16 protein-coding genes are annotated in these 19,305 nt (G+C 32.7%); 12 read left to right on the top strand and 4 right to left on the bottom strand.

Translation table 11 applies throughout. The features are described 5' to 3' along the window. Positions 1–42 precede the first annotated feature (42 nt). The gene (locus ACUUYC_RS15640; protein WP_474267325.1) at positions 43–1,902 is read right to left on the bottom strand and encodes an endonuclease; all 1,860 of its coding nucleotides are present in this window, start codon (positions 1,900–1,902) and stop codon (positions 43–45) included. Positions 1,903–1,932: 30 nt separating this feature from the next. Continuing rightward, complete coding sequence (locus ACUUYC_RS15645; protein ID WP_474267327.1) at positions 1,933–3,138, bottom strand: RsmB/NOP family class I SAM-dependent RNA methyltransferase; 1,206 nt, start codon at positions 3,136–3,138, stop codon at positions 1,933–1,935. Between the two features lie 76 nt (positions 3,139–3,214). On the opposite strand from ACUUYC_RS15645, the gene ACUUYC_RS15650 reads away from it, so the two are divergent. The 7 genes from ACUUYC_RS15650 to ACUUYC_RS15680 all read left to right on the top strand — a co-directional run bounded on the left by ACUUYC_RS15650 (position 3,215) and on the right by ACUUYC_RS15680 (position 7,981). Then, positions 3,215–3,793: an RNA polymerase sigma factor gene (locus ACUUYC_RS15650; RefSeq protein WP_474267329.1), complete on the top strand. Its 579-nt coding sequence runs from the start codon at positions 3,215–3,217 to the stop codon at positions 3,791–3,793. Between the two features lie 38 nt (positions 3,794–3,831). Then, the gene (locus ACUUYC_RS15655; protein ID WP_474267331.1) at positions 3,832–4,146 is read left to right on the top strand and encodes a hypothetical protein; all 315 of its coding nucleotides are present in this window, start codon (positions 3,832–3,834) and stop codon (positions 4,144–4,146) included. Between the two features lie 8 nt (positions 4,147–4,154). Beyond that, a complete protein-coding gene (locus ACUUYC_RS15660) occupies positions 4,155–4,598 on the top strand; it encodes a Spy/CpxP family protein refolding chaperone (RefSeq protein WP_474267333.1) in 444 nt (147 codons plus the stop codon). 69 nt (positions 4,599–4,667) lie between these two features. Further along, positions 4,668–5,852 (top strand): YHYH protein, encoded by a 1,185-nt coding sequence (locus ACUUYC_RS15665; protein WP_474267335.1) that lies wholly within the window; start codon positions 4,668–4,670, stop codon positions 5,850–5,852. A 75-nt stretch (positions 5,853–5,927) separates the two neighbouring features. Then, a complete protein-coding gene (locus tag ACUUYC_RS15670; protein WP_474267337.1) occupies positions 5,928–6,737 on the top strand; it encodes a YHYH protein in 810 nt (269 codons plus the stop codon). Between the two features lie 79 nt (positions 6,738–6,816). Next, a complete protein-coding gene (locus ACUUYC_RS15675) occupies positions 6,817–7,332 on the top strand; it encodes a toxin-antitoxin system YwqK family antitoxin (protein ID WP_474267339.1) in 516 nt (171 codons plus the stop codon). 16 nt (positions 7,333–7,348) lie between these two features. Then, the gene (locus ACUUYC_RS15680) at positions 7,349–7,981 is read left to right on the top strand and encodes an SCO family protein (RefSeq protein WP_474267342.1); all 633 of its coding nucleotides are present in this window, start codon (positions 7,349–7,351) and stop codon (positions 7,979–7,981) included. A 111-nt stretch (positions 7,982–8,092) separates the two neighbouring features. Here ACUUYC_RS15680 and ACUUYC_RS15685 read toward each other — a convergent pair whose 3' ends face one another. Then, positions 8,093–8,863, bottom strand: a complete 771-nt coding sequence (locus tag ACUUYC_RS15685) for a class I SAM-dependent methyltransferase (RefSeq protein ID WP_474267344.1) — start codon at positions 8,861–8,863, stop codon at positions 8,093–8,095. 11 nt (positions 8,864–8,874) lie between these two features. Beyond that, entirely contained in the window at positions 8,875–11,928 is a 3,054-nt protein-coding gene (locus tag ACUUYC_RS15690; RefSeq protein WP_474267346.1) for a protein O-mannosyl-transferase family, read from the bottom strand. A gap of 213 nt (positions 11,929–12,141) precedes the next feature. Here ACUUYC_RS15690 and ACUUYC_RS15695 point away from each other — a divergent pair, with 213 nt between their 5' ends. The 5 genes from ACUUYC_RS15695 (at position 12,142) to ACUUYC_RS15715 (ending at position 19,297) form a co-directional block, all read left to right on the top strand. Beyond that, positions 12,142–15,003 carry a T9SS type A sorting domain-containing protein gene (locus tag ACUUYC_RS15695; protein ID WP_474267348.1) on the top strand — a complete coding sequence of 954 codons (2,862 nt, stop codon included), beginning with the start codon at positions 12,142–12,144 and terminating at the stop codon, positions 15,001–15,003. Between the two features lie 87 nt (positions 15,004–15,090). Further along, positions 15,091–16,107, top strand: coding sequence for a hypothetical protein (locus tag ACUUYC_RS15700; RefSeq protein WP_474267350.1), 1,017 nt, complete (start codon positions 15,091–15,093; stop codon positions 16,105–16,107). A gap of 6 nt (positions 16,108–16,113) precedes the next feature. Next, positions 16,114–17,169 carry a sialidase family protein gene (locus tag ACUUYC_RS15705; protein WP_474267352.1) on the top strand — a complete coding sequence of 352 codons (1,056 nt, stop codon included), beginning with the start codon at positions 16,114–16,116 and terminating at the stop codon, positions 17,167–17,169. 597 nt (positions 17,170–17,766) lie between these two features. Next, a complete protein-coding gene (locus ACUUYC_RS15710; RefSeq protein ID WP_474267354.1) occupies positions 17,767–18,282 on the top strand; it encodes a DUF7738 domain-containing protein in 516 nt (171 codons plus the stop codon). Positions 18,283–18,442: 160 nt separating this feature from the next. Further along, positions 18,443–19,297: a CPBP family intramembrane glutamic endopeptidase gene (locus ACUUYC_RS15715; RefSeq protein ID WP_474267356.1), complete on the top strand. Its 855-nt coding sequence runs from the start codon at positions 18,443–18,445 to the stop codon at positions 19,295–19,297. Positions 19,298–19,305 lie beyond the last annotated feature (8 nt).

Below are 19,305 nucleotides of genomic sequence, written 5' to 3' on the forward strand. Positions count from 1 at the left end.
TAAGAATTTACAGAGCCATTATATTATAGTGGAATTTATATTTTATTGCTTTATTAACTTCTTGTTAATCGTTTGATTTCCAATGTTTAATTGTAAAATATACAATCCGCGTTCTAAACTTTGAACGTTAATTTTGTTTGTAGAGTTTACTTGTGTTAAAACTTGCTTTCCTGTCATATCATATACATGTACAGAAGAGATTTCTACATTATTTTTTGTGTTGATGTATACAATATCTCCATTTGTTGGATTTGGGTACACTGAAAACGTTTCAGTATCAAATGTAGTTACACTAAGTGTTTGTGTATGCATTCCTAAGTCTGTACATGTATTTGAAGCAGAACTATCCCATTCAGAAGCTGTGTATGTTAGGTTAGGTATACTTATATCTGCTTTTCTAACTAAAGTAGTATTTGAAGCAAATGTTGTTCCATCTCCTAAAGTTCCAATTATATCAATTAATACATCATTTTTAAATAATCCAATCGCATCATTTCCATTAAATCCTGTGATTGTATCATTAGAATCATCTACAACACCTGTACAAACAGCCAAACCAGTATTTCCAATTACGTATACGTCACCATCATTGATCATTGCTCCCATTGGAAATGTGTAGGTAGAATTCCAAGTAGCACTTCCGTTGGTACTTATTTTTAAAGTATAAGTATTTGCAACATCATTAGGATCAACAATTGAACCTGTATAATTAGCAATTTCAAGTGCTTTGTTGAACGAACTACCTTCCATGTATTCAGATAAGTATAAACTTGAACCTGTTCCGCCTCCGCCACCAGCTAAAGTTGTACCATCTGTTGAAGAAGATTGTGCTGAATTGTTTCCAGCAGCATCTTTTGCTCTTACTGTAAAACCATATGTTGTTGAAGCAGCTAAACTACTTACTGTTGCAGTTGTTCCAGCTACGGTTTGATTGAACATTCCATCTACATACACGTCATATCCAGTTACACCAATATTATCTGTAGAAGCTGTCCAAGAAACATCAATGCTGTTACTTGTTTCGTTGCTTACCATCACATTCATTGGAACAGTAGGTAATTCTGTATCAGTAGTAAAAATTCCCCAACGATCTTCTGCTGGAGTTCCTCCCCAAATTTGAGTTGCCAAACGTGGATTATCAATAAAAGGATTACGATTTCCTTGTGCAGTTGAGTTGGCAATATTTTCATGAAATGTATTACGAGCATCTTCATACGTAGAAACAGGATCGGCAGCATTCCAGTCTAATAATAAGTTAATCATATTTGAATCTACGCTGTTTGTAGTTCCGTTTGAAACTAAATTTGGCGCACATTGATTTCCATAGCGTAAGTACATATACATTACAATTCTGGCAACATCTCCACGCCAGTCAGTTCCACCAGTTGTAGCATCACCAGGATACCAAAACGCACCAACAGTTCCAGAATTTCCAGAACCAGCAGAAAATAAACGACTTCCACGTTGCCCATTTCTTTGTACATCAGTAGAACGTAAATTGTGAGCATCACTATATGGAGGCCCACTTTGTCCAGAAGCATCTAAATCAGGACTAGCCAATGAATTTGCAAATGTGTGTTCTCTATTCCAATCTCCAACATTTCCACCATTATCATTTTTACTTCTAAATAAGTCATTAGTCACATCTCCGTCACTTCCATTCTCCCATCCGTAAAGTAATAATACATTATTTGAATTACTTGGATCTAAATCAGTAACCATAGTTGCTGTCCAAATTTCAGAATATGATAATGAATTTGAATGTGTGTTAATCACTTTCGTTGCTAAAGCATCTCGTAATTGTGTTCCTGTAAGTGTAAGATTTACATCATTATAGTAAGCTTGTTGTGAAAAACCTACAAATGAAATTAATCCGATTAAAATAAGTATTGTTTTTTTCATTGTAAAAATATATTGAAGTGATTTAGGGTTCTATTTTCGTTCTAATAAAGCCATGTAAAAACCATCAAATCCTGATTCAGAAGCTAATAGTTTTTTATCCTCTACAAGTGTAAAATCTTCATTTGAAGCTAAAAACTTTTCTACTTGTTCTTGATTTTCAGATGGTAAGATAGAACAAGTAGCATAAACTAATTTTCCACCCGATTTTACCATACGTGAATACCGTTGTAAAATATCTTGTTGTGTATTTTTTACTTTCTCTAAAAATTCTGGTTGAATTTTCCACTTTGCATCTGGATTTCTACGTAAAACGCCCAATCCAGAACAAGGTGCATCAATCAATACACGATCTGCTTTGTCATATAATTTTTTGATCACTTTCGTGGAATCAATCACGCGTGTTTCAATATTGTGTACTCCGTTTCGTCGTGCTCTACGTTTTAATTCGCGTAGCTTTCCTTCATAGATATCTAAAGAAATTAAGTTTCCTTTGTTTTCCATTAAAGCGGCTAAGTGCAATGATTTTCCACCAGCACCAGCACAAGTATCTACAACCTTCATTCCTGGTTTTACATCTAAAAACTCAGAAACTAATTGCGAATTTGCATCTTGTACTTCAAAGAAACCATTTTTAAAAGCCTCATTTCTAAAAATATTAGCGCGTTCTTTTAATCGTAATGCTACAGGATGTCCTTTTATAAACTCTGTTTCATTTTCATATGTAGCTAATAATGCTTGTAATTTTTCTTTGGTAGTTCGTAAGGTATTTGTTCTAAGAACAACATCAGCTTGTTTGTTTAAAGCATTAATTTCTTTTGTCCAAACAGCTTCGCCTAGCTCAGAAACACCTAATTCATCTAACCAATCTGGAATAGATTCTTTAATCTTTCTGATTTTAGAAACTTCATCAAAACGACCTTTAATTCTTCGTGTTGGTGTTCCAGCTAGCTGGTTCCAGTCAGGTAATTCAATTCCTCTAAGCGTCGCCCAAACTGCAAATATGCGCCATAAATTTTCGCGAGAATAATTTTCTTTAATATCTGCTATTTCAGCGTATAAACGCTTCCAGCGTACTATTTCATAAGTAGTTTCTGCAACAAACTTACGATCACGACTTCCCCAACGGGCGTCTCGCTTCAGTAGTTTTTCAACTACCTTGTCTGCATAATCTCCTTCATTAAATATTAAGTTTAGTCCATCAATGACCGAAAAGACTAAATTTCTGTGTAATCGCATGTGATAAAAATTAAACCGCAAAGGTATTGTTTTATGTTTAGAATTTTTAGTTAATTTAAACAATCAAACAAAATCATTGAGCGAAACTACTTTTATAGCAGATTTACAAGCAGGAAAACGTGAAGCATATAATCGTTTACTAGACGAATATGAGCAACAGGTTTTTCATGCGTGTTTATCTTTTGTGCCCAATAGAGAAGATGCTGAAGACATTGCGCAAGAGGTTTTTGTTGAAGTTTTTAAATCGATTCATAAATTTCAAGGAAATGCAAAACTTTCTACATGGATGTATCGTATTTCTGTAAATAAATCATTAGAATTCATTCGAAAGAAAAATACAAAGAAGCGGTTTGCGTTTATGCAATCGATATTTGGAAATGATATTCCAATCGATAAAACAGCATATTTTACCGAAATGAATCATCCTGGGATTTTATTAGAAAATAAAGAAAAAAGTGAAACCATTTTTAAAGCAATCAATCAATTGCCAGAAGCACAAAGAGTTGTGTTTACTCTAAATAAGGTTGATGGTTTAAGCTATAAAGAAGTTGCCGAAATTACAGAAAAAAGTGTTTCATCTATTGAATCATTACTGTTTCGAGCAAAGAAAAATTTACAAAAGATTTTAAATAATTTTTATAAAAATTCAATCTAACGCAAGTTTTTAAAAAATATTGCATCTAACTAATAGTTATGAAGACACATAAAAATATAAACGAACAGATTGAAGCTACATTTGATGTTTTAGAAAACATCGATGAAGTCAATGTTTCTGGTTTTTTTAAAGATAAAACAATGCAACGTTTATTCTCAGAAAAAGAAACAATAGTTTCAACAGGTTTTGGTTGGTTTACACCAAAACTACAATTTGTAACGTTAATATGTATATTAATTATAAACGTTTTTGGAATTTTACAATTGACACAATCAGAATATAACGAAAGTGTTTCTGAATTTGCCAATGCTTATGAGTTGTCGCAAGACATACAAGCACCATTATTTAATTAATCAAGCGTATGAAAAAAAATACTCTCTTATATATCATATTGATTTTTCTTGTTGTAATGAATGGTTTTTTTATGTTTAAAATTTTTGGAGATAAACATCCTCAAAGACCTAATCCTGGAAAGTTTATAGCTAAAGAATTACAATTTGATAATGCACAAATGAATGATTTCAATGCGTTGAATGATACACATCATCAAGCAATGCAAAAAATCTCTCGTGAAATCAAAGAATTAAAAGATGAATTATTCGCACATATTGCAGAGACTACAGTAGATAAAGCAAAAGTTAATGACTTGGTAAGACGTATTGGTGAAAAAGAACGTCAAAAAGATGTAAAAACCTTTTATCATTTTAAAGAAGTACAAAAGATTTGTACAGATGAACAGCGCACACGTTTTAATACGATAGTTCAAGAAGCTTTAAAACGACACGGAAGGAAAAAACCAAAATAATTTAAAATTTCGCACAAGTTTTTCTAAAAGAAGGCATCTAACTACAAAATATGATGAAATTCTTTTGATATGAAAAACATACTTCTCGTTACAGTTTTATTAGTAGCCTTTGCTTCTTTTGCACAGGAAACAACTGTAAATACTTTTTCCGTAACTGACGGATATAAATGTACTGAAATGGTACGGTATGAAAGTATTGTAACTGTTTCTGAACAAGGAAAGTACAGAGTTATCAAATCAAATGCAATTCCTGCTCATTTGACAGGTAAATTTCCAAATGCAGGAAACCCGAATACTATTTCTCCTCAAAGTAAAACCTATAAAGTCGATTTACAACCCAAAAAGAAGAAGAAACTAACTTCTGTATATAGTGATGGAATGTTAGGACAGGGAAGACCTAATTATGTTTTTGGTGTTGCAATTAATGGTGTAAAGATGGAACCAACAGCAATGGAGTTTTTCGTGAATCCAAACACACGCGAAATGAACATGGCTTGGTCTAAAGAAGCACTCAGCACAAATGTTGATTTAGGTGATGACTGCAATAATGCCCATGTACAACCAACAGGCGAATATCATTACCATGGAACACCTTGGGGAATTGTAGAGCGCGCTAAAAAAAATAGTATGTTTCTATTAGGTTGGGCAGCAGATGGGTTTCCTATTTATTACAAATATGGGTACGCTTCCGCAGAAAGTACTCAGTTGGTTGAATTGACTTCTAGTTATAAACTGAAAGAAGGGAATCGTCCTGGAGACGGAATTACAGCACCAAATGGAGTCTATGATGGAACGTACGCACGTGATTTTGAATATGTAAAAGATCATGGCAATTTGGATGAAGCCAATGGTCGTTTTGGTAAAACTCCTGAATTTCCAAACGGAACTTATTATTATGTCATAACAGATAGTTTCCCATCCTTACCACGATTTTTTGTAGGAACACCAAACGAAAGTTTTAAAGTTGGTGGCGGAATGCGTGGTGGGAATAACGGTTTCCCGAGAAGAAACAATCGCAGAAACAATAGAGAACGTCCAAGTATTGCTGAGGTATTTCAACAAATGGACGCAAATGAAGATGGTAAACTAGAGAAAGATGAAGTAAAAGGACCATTGCAACGCGATTTTTCAAGAATTGATACTAATGATGACGGATTTATTACAAAGAAAGAATTAGAAAATGCACCAAAACGAGAAGGGAGACAAGGCGGACAACGTGGTCGACAAAGAGGACAACGCGGAGGAAGACAATAATTTTAAATTTTTACGCAAGTTTTTTTAATCAAACACATCTAAATAAAAAATATACCTAATTAAATACCTAAAAACATGAACAGAAAACCTCTAATAATATTACTTTTAGTACTTGCCTCAGTAACTTTTATAGTTGCTTGCGGAAGTGATGATGATGCGACAACAACTCCAACTGACGGAGGAGATGACACAGCAACATTGCACGCGGCTTTTGATGAATTTGATACGGATAATGTAACCATTATGTTGAATGGAACTAATGTAGAAATAGAAGCTAATGGTATGCCAAATCATACATCTCCATATTGGTCAAGCACAACAGCTAGAGCTGGAACGCCTGCTGTATCAACAGATCATCCATTATTTGTAGCGCCAACAGTAACTTCATTTGATAATATGGCACCAGGGAATATTGATGATTTTAATGGTTCGTATTCGCTGACAGTTTCTGCAAGTCCAACCTTGGCTTCAAGTTCTAGTGCAACTGGTTTGGGAGCTATCGGAATTGCAATTTCAGGCGCTATGATTTATAATGATCAAGAAGGACCTAATGTACCAATAGATAGTGCACTACCTTCTTTAGATTATACTGCAGCGCATACAGGACCGCAAAGTTACCATTACCATTTAGAGCCAAAAGCATGGTCTGATGATGATGAAAAACTAATTGGAATCATTTCGGATGGCTTTTTCTTATATGGAAGAAAATGTAACTCAACAGGAGCTTACCCAACAAATTTAGATGCTTCAGGCGGACACACAAGCACAACACAACATACTGCTGATGCAGAATATCATTACCACATACAAAACGAACTTTATTTGAATGCGTATTATATCTTATTTCCAGGAAATTATCAGGGAACTGCAAGTAACATACAATAGTTTTACAATACTTTTTGCATTGATGTTTTTAGTAATATCATGCAAAAAAGTTACTCAGCAGACAGAAACAACTACCGAAGTGACTTCCCCAAAAACTTCGGTAGTAGTTTCTAACAAAATGCTTGAATTAAAGCAGACATTAGGATTGATATATTTTGAAGAGAAACCATTTTCTGGAGTTTCTGAAGCAACATACGCAAATGCAGTAATTTCAGAAACAGTTACGTATGTATTAGGAAAGAAGAATGGCGAACGAAAAAAATGGTTTCCAAATGGTTTATTGAGTTTTGAAGCAAACTATGTTAATGGAAAACAACATGGAATTTCCAAAACCTGGTGGAGAAATGGAAATCTACGTTCTATCTCACATCATACCGATGGCGTTGTAAACGGAATTCAAGAACAATGGTATATAACGGGAGAAAAATTCAAAATGCTCACAATTGTAAATGGAAGAGAAGAAGGTTTACAAAAAGCATGGCGTAAAAACGGAAAACTATTTAATAATTACGAAGCTAAAAACGGACGTATTTTTGGTTTAAAACGATCAGGATTGTGTTATGAATTACAAAATGAAATTGTACAGACAAAGTAGTTTTTTGCTATTAATAATGAGTGTCTTAGTGTTTTTCGGTTGTGAAAACAGCGGAAAAAAACAATTGGGCAGTCGTGTTGCAACATTGCCTTTTTACAAAGAAGCATCTTTTACACCACATTGGTTGGAAAATGGAAGTGAAGCACAGCAATCATTTCATCAAATTCCTGCATTTAGTTTAATGAATCAAAAAGGAAAAACGATTACAGAAACTACGTTTAAAGATAAAATTTATATCACAGATTTCTTCTTTACAACTTGCCCAGGAATTTGTCCAAAAATGACAGCAAACATGGACATTTTACAACAGGAATTTAAAAATGATGATGAAATTTTATTGTTATCACATTCGGTAACACCCGAAATAGATTCTGTTTCGGTATTAAATGATTATGCTAAAAATAAAGGAATAGATAGCAAAAAATGGCATTTAGTTACTGGTAAACGTTCTGAGATTTACGACTTAGGTAGAAACTACTATTTTGTAGAAGAAGACTTAGGTGAAAACAAAACTGATGACGATTTTTTACATACGGAAAACTTTGTATTGATTGATAAAAACAGACAAATACGAGGAATTTACAACGGCTTGAACAAAACGGCTGTTGAACAATTAATTGCAGACATTAAAACATTACAATTAGAATAATAAGGATTAGTTTAGTGTAATAGAAAAGGCTTTGCAAGTGATATTGTGGAGCTTTTTTTTATAATAAATGCTAAGAGCGATCTAATATCTAGCAGCGCAGCGGTCTAATATCTATTTAACAAGCGTACAAAAGAAATCAAGTGTTGCTTCCGAATGTGCAGTAAGCGAATAATCTTCTAATGTGATGCTATTTACCAAATCAGGATTTTTGTTTAATAACTTTTTACGATTCATCCGATTGGCAATTTCATAAGGGATTTGTAACAATCCTGCAGGAAGAATGTGTTGTAAATTAAAAATATCAAACTTTAAAAAATGCTTTACCGATTTGTTATTCTTCTCGTAATAGGCAGTCGTTTTTTCATTTCCTTTAATAGCTTGAATCGTATAATTTGAAAAGATTTTTTGAAATAAAGTTGATAAATTTTCAAACGTATATTCTTTGTAATGCCAAGGATTTCTAGCAATTGTTTTTAAAGCATTAGGTGTAGAAATATAAGCCTTTCCTGAAGGTTTTAATACACGATGAATTTCTTGTAAATATAAATCAGCTTCTTTAATATGTTCAATTACTTGAAACGAAACAATAACATCAAAACTATTATCTGCTAAATTCGTTAATGGCGGAATTTTCTCTTGTATAACGGTTACCTTCGGATATTTCTTTTTGATAATTTCGGATGTATATAGTGATTTATCAATCAAGGTTAATTTATCAGCATTTTTGTATAATAATTCAACTCCATAACCTTCTCCACAGCCTATTTCAAGTACGTTTCCATGAATATGTGGTGCAACTAAATGATACGCTTTCAGTGTTCGTTGGAATAGTGGATTGTCGGATATAATTTTTGAAGAAGTAACTTCAGTTGAGAATAACATAGTTAGGGGAATTAATATGGCCAATTTCGTTTTTGCCATGTTAAAAAAGCTGCATTAAATCGTTGAAATATTTCTTGACTTATTGGTGCGTTTTCAATACCATTTGGAAATTGTTTTAACATTTGTGCATACATTTCTTTTAATCGATATGCATGACGTAAATTTATAATAGGATGTGGAGGATCAAAAGAAGTCATCCATTGCAATTCATCCCAGATATTTTGCATGGCTTCTCTACAAATTTGAGTCCCTTTTTCCAATTGTCCAGCTCTTACATACAATTTACCAATAGCAAATGAAAACTGTTTGAATGGAATGGTTTTATTAGGAAAAAGTGAAATGCATTTATCTAAAACTTCAATTGATTCTTTAGTTTTTCCTTCTTCTAATAATGCTTGCGCAAGAAAATAATAGTTCTGTCTTAAAATTTCACGAACGTACGTTGCATTTTCATTTCTTATAAAACGATCTTCATCATCCAATCCTTTAAAATCAACAGTATTCATTAGATATGAATGCATCATGTTTGTATTGACAATTTTTGGGTTGAGTTTTGGGTCTTTGCGTTGAATTGGTGACAGAATATTAATCATTCCATTTTGAACGAAATATAGTTCCAAACCTATATTGTGTCGTTTTTTTCCATTAATAGCGAAGCATATTTGACGATCTTGAATATTGTTAGTTAAAATATTCATTAACACAATTTCATTTAAACCATAAAACTTTTTTGGATGATTCCATGTTATTGTTGATGTGTGGGAAGCATTTAACTCTGTTGGATCAAGTATTTTTTGAAGCCCTAGCGTATCAATAGGAATTGAAAATGAAGTAGACGGAATGTAATGACGCATACGTCCATTCCAGTTAACACGAGTAGTTTCACTATTCAAGAAATTAAACATTACAGGAAGATTGGCAGCTTCTTTTATTTCTTCCTGTAAAGGAATTAATTTTTCAACACCACTAATGTAAAATTCCTTGTTTAAGCTGAGTTTTATTGGGTTTGATTGGAATAATTTACGTTTTAAATTATTAATATGTGTTTCAATATTTAATTGATCAAAATTAATCACGCGTACATCTGTTCGATAGCCTTCAACTTGTTGTAAATACCAAATAGGGAATGTCATATTATCTCCATCGGTAATTAAAATAGCTTGTTGCGGACAGGCATCTAAATAGGCTTTTCCAAAGTTGTATGCAAAATCATCGTAACTACGTTGATGATTGTCCCAACCTTTTGCAAATAACTGTCCTGGTGCCGCTAAAAAGGCAATCAAACCAACTACTGCAAAACGAACTTTTTGATTTGTTATGAACTTGGTAAATTGAAATAAGGCAATGACAGAAAGTCCTACCCAAAGTGCAAAAATGACGAAAGAACCAATAAATATATAATCGCGTTCACGCACCAAAATACTTGAAGGAACAGGATTTACATAAATTGTAATTCCAATACCAAAAGTTAGAAATAAGAGTAAGGTTGTCCAAAAATATTGTTTATGTTTCCATAATGCAATCAATCCTAAAATACCTAGAATAAATGGTAAAAAGTAATACGCATCATTTCCTTTGTGGTTTTTATAATATTCAGGAATAATAGATTGATCTCCGATTCTGTATTTATCCAATGCGTTAATTCCGCTAATCCAATTACCATCTTTAATATAACCTAATCCCTGATGATCGTTTTGCCTTCCAATAAAATTCCAAAATAAATACCGTGCATTCATCCAAATCATTTGATAATTAATGAAAAAGCTTAGATTTTCATTAAAAGTTGGTTTATTAATGGTAACCATTTCACCACGTACAGGATAGTTGATTGGTTCTCCAAAAATAGGCGTCCACGCTTTGTATTTTTCGGCATCACCTTTATCAAACATTCGTGGAAAAAACGTAGTAAACTCATCAGAATAATTCACTTCTTTGAATTTACCATCATGTACCATTTCGTATTGTTCCGAATCTGAATTGTATGTATATGTAGGTTTTCCATCAACAAAACCAACATCTTTATCCAAAGGCGCATTATAAACAGGTCCTTTTAGTAATGGAATGGAAGAAACTCCAAACTGTTCTGCACGAACATATTGCAACATTTTATTACTATTCTTTACACTTTCTGCAATCAAAGTATTTGCTCCAGATCGTTGCATTGGCATGAAAAAAGAACTCATTCCAATCAAAAAGAAGATAACTCCTAAAACACTATGATGAAGCGTTATTTTTTGTCGCTTTCGCGAATATATAAGTAAGAAACTAAATAGTATTGCAATTAGTAAAAGTATACCAATAATTCCTGTGTTTAATGACATATTGAAAGAGTTTACCAACCAAATATCCAAGCTATTTGTTAGTTTGATACTTCCTTGTACCACGAATCCGTAGATAAAAAAGAAAGCGATGCAACCAAGTAAAATGGCAATTATAAAACTCTTAATCGTAAGTTCAAATTTTTTGTGTGCAATGAGAATAGAAAGCGGAATTACAATGGCTATTAAAATCAAGTGAACTCCTGTAGCGATTCCTAAAAGCAAGGAAAAGAATAAAAGTAACCGTATTTCTTTTCTCTTATTTGTGGTTTGTTCCCATAGTAACATCACATAAACCATTCCTGTCATCAAAGCAAATGATAGCGTATATACTTCAGTTTCAGTAGATGCTGTCCAAAAACTATCGGAAAATGCTAAGGTTAATGCTGAAATAATTCCAGAAATCAAGATCAATGTAGGTGGATGATTACTTTTTGATGTTGAAAGTATACGTTCCGATATATTTATAACAATTCTAAACAACAGTGTAATAGTCAAAGCTCCAAAAAAAGCAGAAATCAAATTACTAACGTATGCTGCCATGCTTGTTGGGAAAAATGACAATATAATTTTTGATAAAATAGTGTAAAAAGGAGCACCAGCTGGATGTGATGCTTGTAGTGTATAACTACTAGTAATAAATTCCGGACTGTCCCAAAACGCAATGGTTCTAGATGATGATATAGCGTATATAATAAACACGAATGCGAAAAGCATCCAGCTAATAAAATTTTTAGCTTTTGGCATTACAGTTAGGTTAATTTTCATGCAATATAAAAGAATTATTCAATCCCAAAACTACCAATTATAAATAAAATAGTACCAATAATACATAATTTCTAAAAACAGGTATATCTACCCAGTAATCTTAACGGCTTGTTAATTATATTTGAACAATATGTTAAAATTATAATTACTATATTTGATATACCATATAAATAAACTAACAACAATTCTATTATGAAAAAACAATTACCCCTCGTAGTTGTGTTTTTGCTATGCTTATTAGGAGTAACAGGCATGCAAGCACAGACATTAAACGAAACCATGGGTACTGGTTCTGGAGTAGCAATCACTTCAGGAGACTTCAACACATTTTACGGAGATAGTACAGGTAGTTTCATTACCTCTGGATCGAGAGTAACATTATTCGGTTATAGTGCAGGACGTAGTGTTACAACTAGTGAGCTAGTTGCAATCGGGTATCTTGCAGGATATTCTAACACAACTGGTTTCGATAACACGTTTATCGGATATGAAGCTGGTAGATTAACTCTTACTGGTGGAGATAACACATTTATCGGAGCTGAATCTGGAGAAAATAACACAACTGGTTATGACAATACGTTCGTCGGAGAAGAATCTGGAGCAAACAATACAACTGGTTATGAAAACACGTTTATTGGAGAAGATGCAGGTTTTAGTAACACAACTGGTTACAAACAAACATTTGTAGGTAACGAAGTGGGTATTTCTTCTGATGTAGGTTACCGAAACACAGCTATTGGTAGTGAAGCTATGAGTGATGTTGATGATGGTCACCACAACACGGGAGTTGGAGATTCTGCTGCAATTGATATTGGAGATGGTATTTACAACACAATGGTTGGTGCCGCTGCCGGTGTAGCTACAGAATGGGCAGATTATAACACATTCATTGGAGCACAAGCAGGTTGGGATAACAACCGTACTAATAATACATCAAACGCAAATCACAATACATATGTAGGTTTCTCTACTGGTTTTTCTAACCGTGAAGGTCAGTACAACGTTGGTATGGGATCGTTAGCAGATTTTGATAATACAAACCGTTCTAACGCCGTGTTTTATGGTTACGACATTACGGTAAGTAATAACAATGTAATGGGATTTGGTAACAGAGCATTTATTGATGGACAATATTCAGTTTCTTTAGGACATGATCATGATGTTAGAGGAGATTACTCTATTATGATGGGATACTTAGGAAATATGTCTAATCTAGCAGATTATTCTGTTGGTATTGGTGATCGTGTAGATATTGAAGAAAATGATGTTGTAGGTATTGGGCGTTCTGTAGATATTGACAACCCATTTGCGATAGCAATCGGTTCTACTACAGTAGCACAAAATGATGGAGCAATTGTAATTGGATATCAGGCCTCTTCTACAGATCCAAGTGCTTTAAATCCTACAAATAACATTGCTATTGGTAATGCCGCAAACGTACAAGGATTCAACTCGGTTGCTATTGGTAATGCTGCAACAGCAGTAAATGATAATACAATGGTTCTTGGTGGAAGTACAAATCCATTAAGTGTTGGTATTGGTACAGATGCACCAAATGCAAGAGCTTCTTTAGACTTAACAGGAACAACAAAAGGTTTACACTTAAACCGTATGACAACTGCTGAACGTACTGCGTTTGGAAGCTCGCTAGGAGCAACTGATGAAGGTATGGTTGTATACGATACAGAAACTGATAATGCATTTTATTGGGATGGAACGCAATGGAAAGGTATGATGAATATGGATACTCAGGATTTATCACTCGCTACAAACACATTGAGTTTAGTAGATGGTGGATCAGTTGATTTATCTCCATATTTAGATAATACAGATGCACAAGCAATTTCTTTGGCAACAAATACTTTAAGCATTACTGGTGATGCTGGAACAGTTGATTTATCAGGATATTTAGACAACACAGATGCGCAAGCAATTTCATTAGCAACAAATACATTAAGTATTACTGGAAGTGCTGGAACAGTTGATTTAGCACCATATTTAGATAATACAGATGAACAAGATTTATCATTATCTGGAACTACATTAAACATTTCTGGTGGAACTGGAGTTGATTTGTCTTCTTTACAAGATGGAACAGGAACAGATGCGCAAGCAATTTCATTAGCAACAAATACATTAAGTATTACAGGAAGCGCTGGAACAGTTGATTTATCAGGATATTTAGATAATACAGATGCACAAGGTTTATCCTTATCAGGAACTACATTAAATATTTCTGGAGGAACAGGAGTTGATTTAGTTTCATTACAAGATGGAACAGGTACAGATGCACAAGCAATCTCTTTAGCTACTAATACTTTAAGTATTACAGGAAGCGCTGGAACAGTAGACTTATCAGGATACCTAGATAATACAGATAGTCAAGATTTATCATTATCAGGAAGTACATTAAACATCTCTGGAGGAACTGGAGTTGATTTATCTTCATTAGCTGATGGAACAGGAACTGATAGTCAAGATTTATCATTGTCGGGAACTACATTAAATATTTCTGGTGGAACTGGAGTTGACTTAGCTTCAATTGCTGATGGAACAGGAACAGATAATCAAAATTTAACTTCTGCAACTTTAAGTGGTAACACATTAACGGTTGCTATTGAAGGTGGAACTTCTGTAAATGTTGATTTATCACCAATCTTAGCAACTTTAGAAGCTGAAAATACTGCACAACAAGCACAAATTGATGACTTACTTACAAGAGTTACTGATATTGAATTATGTGCATGTGATGGAACGTTAGGAGTTTCAGGTGGAGGAAATGCATCAAGAGATGCAGCTATCTTATACCAAAATATTCCAAATCCATTTAATGATACTTCTGCAATTCGTTACTTTGTTCCACAAACAATGTCAGGACAAGCTACTATTGTATTTGTAAATACTGCTGGACAAATTATTTCGCAAGTAGATTTAGATCAAAAAGGAGATCAAGAATTAAATATTAATACTAGAACATTATCTTCAGGTATGTATTACTACACTTTATATGTTGGTGGTCAGAAAGTAGATACTAAGAAAATGATTATACAATAAGTTGTGTACAATACAATTTGTATTCAATTCTCAAATTAAAACAAAAAAGCTTCGTAGTTTACGGAGCTTTTTTTATTTTTAAACACTATGAAAACGCATAATGTAGATCTTTTAAATACAGGATTAATACTAATCTCGCTCATATTTGCCTATTGGTTGCCATTTGAACTTTTCCTTTTTGCATATGCCGTACTAGGTCCATTACATTATTTTACAGAAATCAACTGGATTCGTGATAAAGAATATTTTGTAGCGAACAATAAAGTTTGGATTTATGGTACGATACTTTTTTCGACATTATTATCAATTCCATTATTGCTACGGTTGCCAATTTTTGAAGCATTTCATGAGCACACAATCATTAAGCAAATTATACTTTACTTACCAACATATTTAAACTCGTGTTTTTTTATAGCTATCGCATGTGCTATTGCATTTGTTGGGTTTAAAAAGAAAACACATCAATACTTAACGATTGCTTTAGGAGCTGTTTTAGCAGTATTACTACACTTTTATCCGCTATACCACGTTGTCTTTGGAGTTTTGCTACCAACGGTCATCCATGTGTATCTATTCACACTATTATTTATGTGGTATGGAAATCTAAAAGCTAAGTCTAGAATAGGGTATTTTAATGTTATTTTGATGTTCACAATTCCTTTCATTATTGCATTCGCAAACTATTCACTGTATGGTTTCTCAATAGGAGATACGACTACAGATATCTACAATGAAAACAACTTTCATTGGTTGAACATGAACATTTCTAAATTACTTGGTTTTTCAGACGGAACTTCATTTTCATTATCAAATATTATAGATGTAAAAATTCAAATATTCATAGCATTTGCATATACATATCATTACCTAAATTGGTTTTCAAAAACAACGGTTATTGGTTGGCATAAAAAGTTAACTCAAAAGCGTTCCATATTCATCATTGTATTATGGATGGTTTCCGTTGCGCTATATTTCTATAATTATAGAGTTGGGCTCACATTACTATTATTTTTAAGTTTATTACATGTATTTATGGAATTTCCATTAAATATAATTTCTATAAAATCGATTGGAGCTTCTATATTCAATCCTAAAAAAACATAAACAAACATGCGTTATATCATTATAGTATTCTTATCAATTCTTTGTTTTTCTTGTGGAAATAAACAAGCAGAAAAGGTTCAACCAAAAGAAATTAGTTCGGTTGCCATAGAAGAAATTTATGATTTCGAAGTAAGCATTAGAGCAATCGCTGTCGCTTCAAATAATGATTTGATTTATGGAGGAAACAAAACAACAATAGGCTATTATGATGCAAAAAACGATGTACATACACCTTTGTTAAAAGGAAACGTGTCAGATTCTTTAGAAGTAAGTTTTAGAGCGACAGCGTATGTAAATGGAAATACATTTGGAATCTCTATTGTAAATCCTGCACTATTATATAAAATTACGCCAGACAAAAAGGTTTCTTTAGTGTACAAAGAAGAACATGAAAAAGTATTTTATGATGCAATGGCTTTTTGGAATGATAAAGAAGGAATTGCCATTGGTGATCCTACGGATGATTGCATGAGTATGATTGTAACGCGTGATGGAGGAAATACATGGCAAAAAATAGCATGTGAAAATTTACCAAAAGCAAAAGAAGGTGAAGCAGCTTTTGCAGCTAGTAATACAAATATTGTAGCAAAAGGAAATGAAACTTGGGTTGCAACAGGAGGAAAGACAAGTAGAATACTATATTCAGCAGATAAAGGGAATACTTGGACATCGTATGAAACGCCTATAGTTCAAGGAAGAGAAACTACAGGAATGTATTCAATAGATTTCTATGATGCTAAAAATGGTTTTGCCATTGGTGGCGATTATACTAAACCTGATGGCAACGAAGCTAACAAAATTAGAACTTCAGATGGAGGAAAAACTTGGGAAATAGTTGCTAAGAATAACGAGCCAGGATATAGGAGTTGTGTACAATACATTCCAAATGGTGATGCAAAGCATTTGGTAGCAGTTGGTTTTAAAGGAATTGACTACTCTAAAGATTCAGGTGATACATGGACACATTTATCAGACGAAGGATTTTATACCATTCGTTTTGTAAATGATTCTATTGCATATGCCGCAGGAAAAAATAGAATAGCACGTTTGATGTTTAAATAATATTTTAAAAAAAACAACTGTAAAGAGTTAAAAACTCATATACTCTTTTGAGATTAATAAAGATTCTATTAGCGCTAACTGATAACTAAATTTAGTTATCATAGAAATATACCTATGTTGTAACATATTATCCCTTACAGCGACTAACTAATAAACTCAAAGTATTGTTAAAGAAAGAACATCCTCATCGCAAGAAACTTTTAGAAAACCTTCCTGATAGACTTTATGCAGAATATGAACCAAATACTTCTGAATGGTTTGGTTCAATCTTAAGATATTTTTGGTTTTTAGGAAAGCGAAAATTTAATTCGATCTATACTCCAGAAGAATTCAAAAAAAATAAAATAGTCGGTCGATGGTTCAAAGTTGTTCTTTATTTATTACTCATTTATCTATGCTATCTTGCATATATATGGCTCTACTAAAAAACATGTTACAACAAAGACGTGCATAATCAATTGCTGGATGGTATTTAAGAGCTTCTAAAGTATTTCAGCCGAAACCTCAATAACTTCTCCTTTTTGCTATCTTAGTGCTCACAGCAACTAACCATACACAAATACTTAGCAAACATTAAATATATAAATTCAAAATACAATGAAAAGATTATTACTAATTCTAACTTTTGCCTTTTTTTCAAATTTCATTTATTCCCAAAATAAAATAGATATTGAATTTGTGGATGAGACAAATGTGCTACTTAATAATACTAAAATAGATAAAACAACATCTTTTAATGTTATAAAAAATATACTTGGAGAACCTACTGTATATAAAAAATATCCAACAGGTAAAACAAATTATCATTACAAAGAACTTGGACTTTCAGTACATATAGTAAATGACAAACTTTTATTTATTGGAGCTAATTATAATTGGGATGGAGATAAATCGTTTCCCAAAACCACTTACATTGGAAAGTTGAAAATTGACGGAGTAGAATTTGATAAAGATGCAAATGAAGAAGTTGTTTCAAATATTAAAAACGTGGAATTCCTAACAATTATGCCAGGACTTTTAATGTCTAAACCTTTGACAGAGAAAAAAAACACTTTTGCCGTTCTTGGATTTAAAGATGGTAAGGTAACTCAAATAGGTTTTGAATTTCACTAAATAACATTTGCTATAATGGTGTATATAAAATAGCTAATTAGTTCTTTTTGCCGAAAAATGAGCACCTTTTTTATGCTACGTTTCATAAACAAACACGTTAGTCATACTGTAACAAAGCATTCCGTCATTCGTTATCTTTAAAACCAACCTAAAGAAGTTAATGGAAAAAACAGCATCGGAAACTAAAGAAACGTGGAAAACAATCTTGATTTTTTTAATGATTGTCACAGTTTTAAGTTCAATCTTTCATTATGCAATAGTTAATTTATATCCTTCACGAATATACATTGGTGGACTTATGTGGTGCCCGGCATTAGCTACAATAATTACACTCAAATTAAAAGGGCGTTCCATCTCTTCTTTAAATTGGAATTGGGGAAATTGGAAATATATTAGACTTTCTTATTTTATTCCTGCTCTGTATGGAGTAATCACTTATTTATTAATTTGGATTTTCGGATTTGGAGGTTTAGCAAGTGGAGAAGTAATTACACAATGGGCTAAAGAACTTGGCTTAGTAGGAATTGGAACATTAAATACTACATCTATAATCATCATTGTTATTATTCTACTAGGAACTATTGAAGTAATAAGAGCAGCGGCAACAACTTTAGGAGAAGAGATTGGATGGCGAGGTTTTTTTATTTATGAATTAAGAAAAGTGTTTTCTTTTACAGGAGTTTCTATTTTTAGTGGAATTATTTGGGCAACTTGGCATTGGCCACTAATAGTATATTATGGTAAAAATATTATATTGGAATTGACAACTTTTTATGTTGTAATTATATCAATGTCATTTATAATGACTTATTACACATTTAAATCTAAAAGCTTATGGCCAGCAGTACTATTTCACGCTGTAAGTAATGTTTATATTCAAAAAATACTTCCTGAATTAACAACCAAAATAGAAGGAGCAGAATATTGGCTTGGAGAAAACGGAATTATGTTTGCGATTGTGACTTTTGCTTTCGGTATTTATTATTTGAGAAAAGGAATCAAAGAAAAAATATAACATTTTTT

This window comes from Kordia sp. E (genome assembly GCF_056033805.1).

Coding starts and splice junctions, on each gene's coding strand:
- ACUUYC_RS15640 (WP_474267325.1), bottom strand. CDS start 1,902: ATGAAAAAAACAATACTTATTTTAATCGGATTAATTTCATTTGTAGGT.
- ACUUYC_RS15645 (WP_474267327.1), bottom strand. CDS start 3,138: ATGCGATTACACAGAAATTTAGTCTTTTCGGTCATTGATGGACTAAAC.
- ACUUYC_RS15655 (WP_474267331.1), top strand. CDS start 3,832: ATGAAGACACATAAAAATATAAACGAACAGATTGAAGCTACATTTGAT.
- ACUUYC_RS15660 (WP_474267333.1), top strand. CDS start 4,155: ATGAAAAAAAATACTCTCTTATATATCATATTGATTTTTCTTGTTGTA.
- ACUUYC_RS15665 (WP_474267335.1), top strand. CDS start 4,668: ATGAAAAACATACTTCTCGTTACAGTTTTATTAGTAGCCTTTGCTTCT.
- ACUUYC_RS15670 (WP_474267337.1), top strand. CDS start 5,928: ATGAACAGAAAACCTCTAATAATATTACTTTTAGTACTTGCCTCAGTA.
- ACUUYC_RS15680 (WP_474267342.1), top strand. CDS start 7,349: ATGAGTGTCTTAGTGTTTTTCGGTTGTGAAAACAGCGGAAAAAAACAA.
- ACUUYC_RS15685 (WP_474267344.1), bottom strand. CDS start 8,863: ATGTTATTCTCAACTGAAGTTACTTCTTCAAAAATTATATCCGACAAT.
- ACUUYC_RS15690 (WP_474267346.1), bottom strand. CDS start 11,928: ATGCCAAAAGCTAAAAATTTTATTAGCTGGATGCTTTTCGCATTCGTG.
- ACUUYC_RS15695 (WP_474267348.1), top strand. CDS start 12,142: ATGAAAAAACAATTACCCCTCGTAGTTGTGTTTTTGCTATGCTTATTA.
- ACUUYC_RS15700 (WP_474267350.1), top strand. CDS start 15,091: ATGAAAACGCATAATGTAGATCTTTTAAATACAGGATTAATACTAATC.
- ACUUYC_RS15705 (WP_474267352.1), top strand. CDS start 16,114: ATGCGTTATATCATTATAGTATTCTTATCAATTCTTTGTTTTTCTTGT.
- ACUUYC_RS15710 (WP_474267354.1), top strand. CDS start 17,767: ATGAAAAGATTATTACTAATTCTAACTTTTGCCTTTTTTTCAAATTTC.
- ACUUYC_RS15715 (WP_474267356.1), top strand. CDS start 18,443: ATGGAAAAAACAGCATCGGAAACTAAAGAAACGTGGAAAACAATCTTG.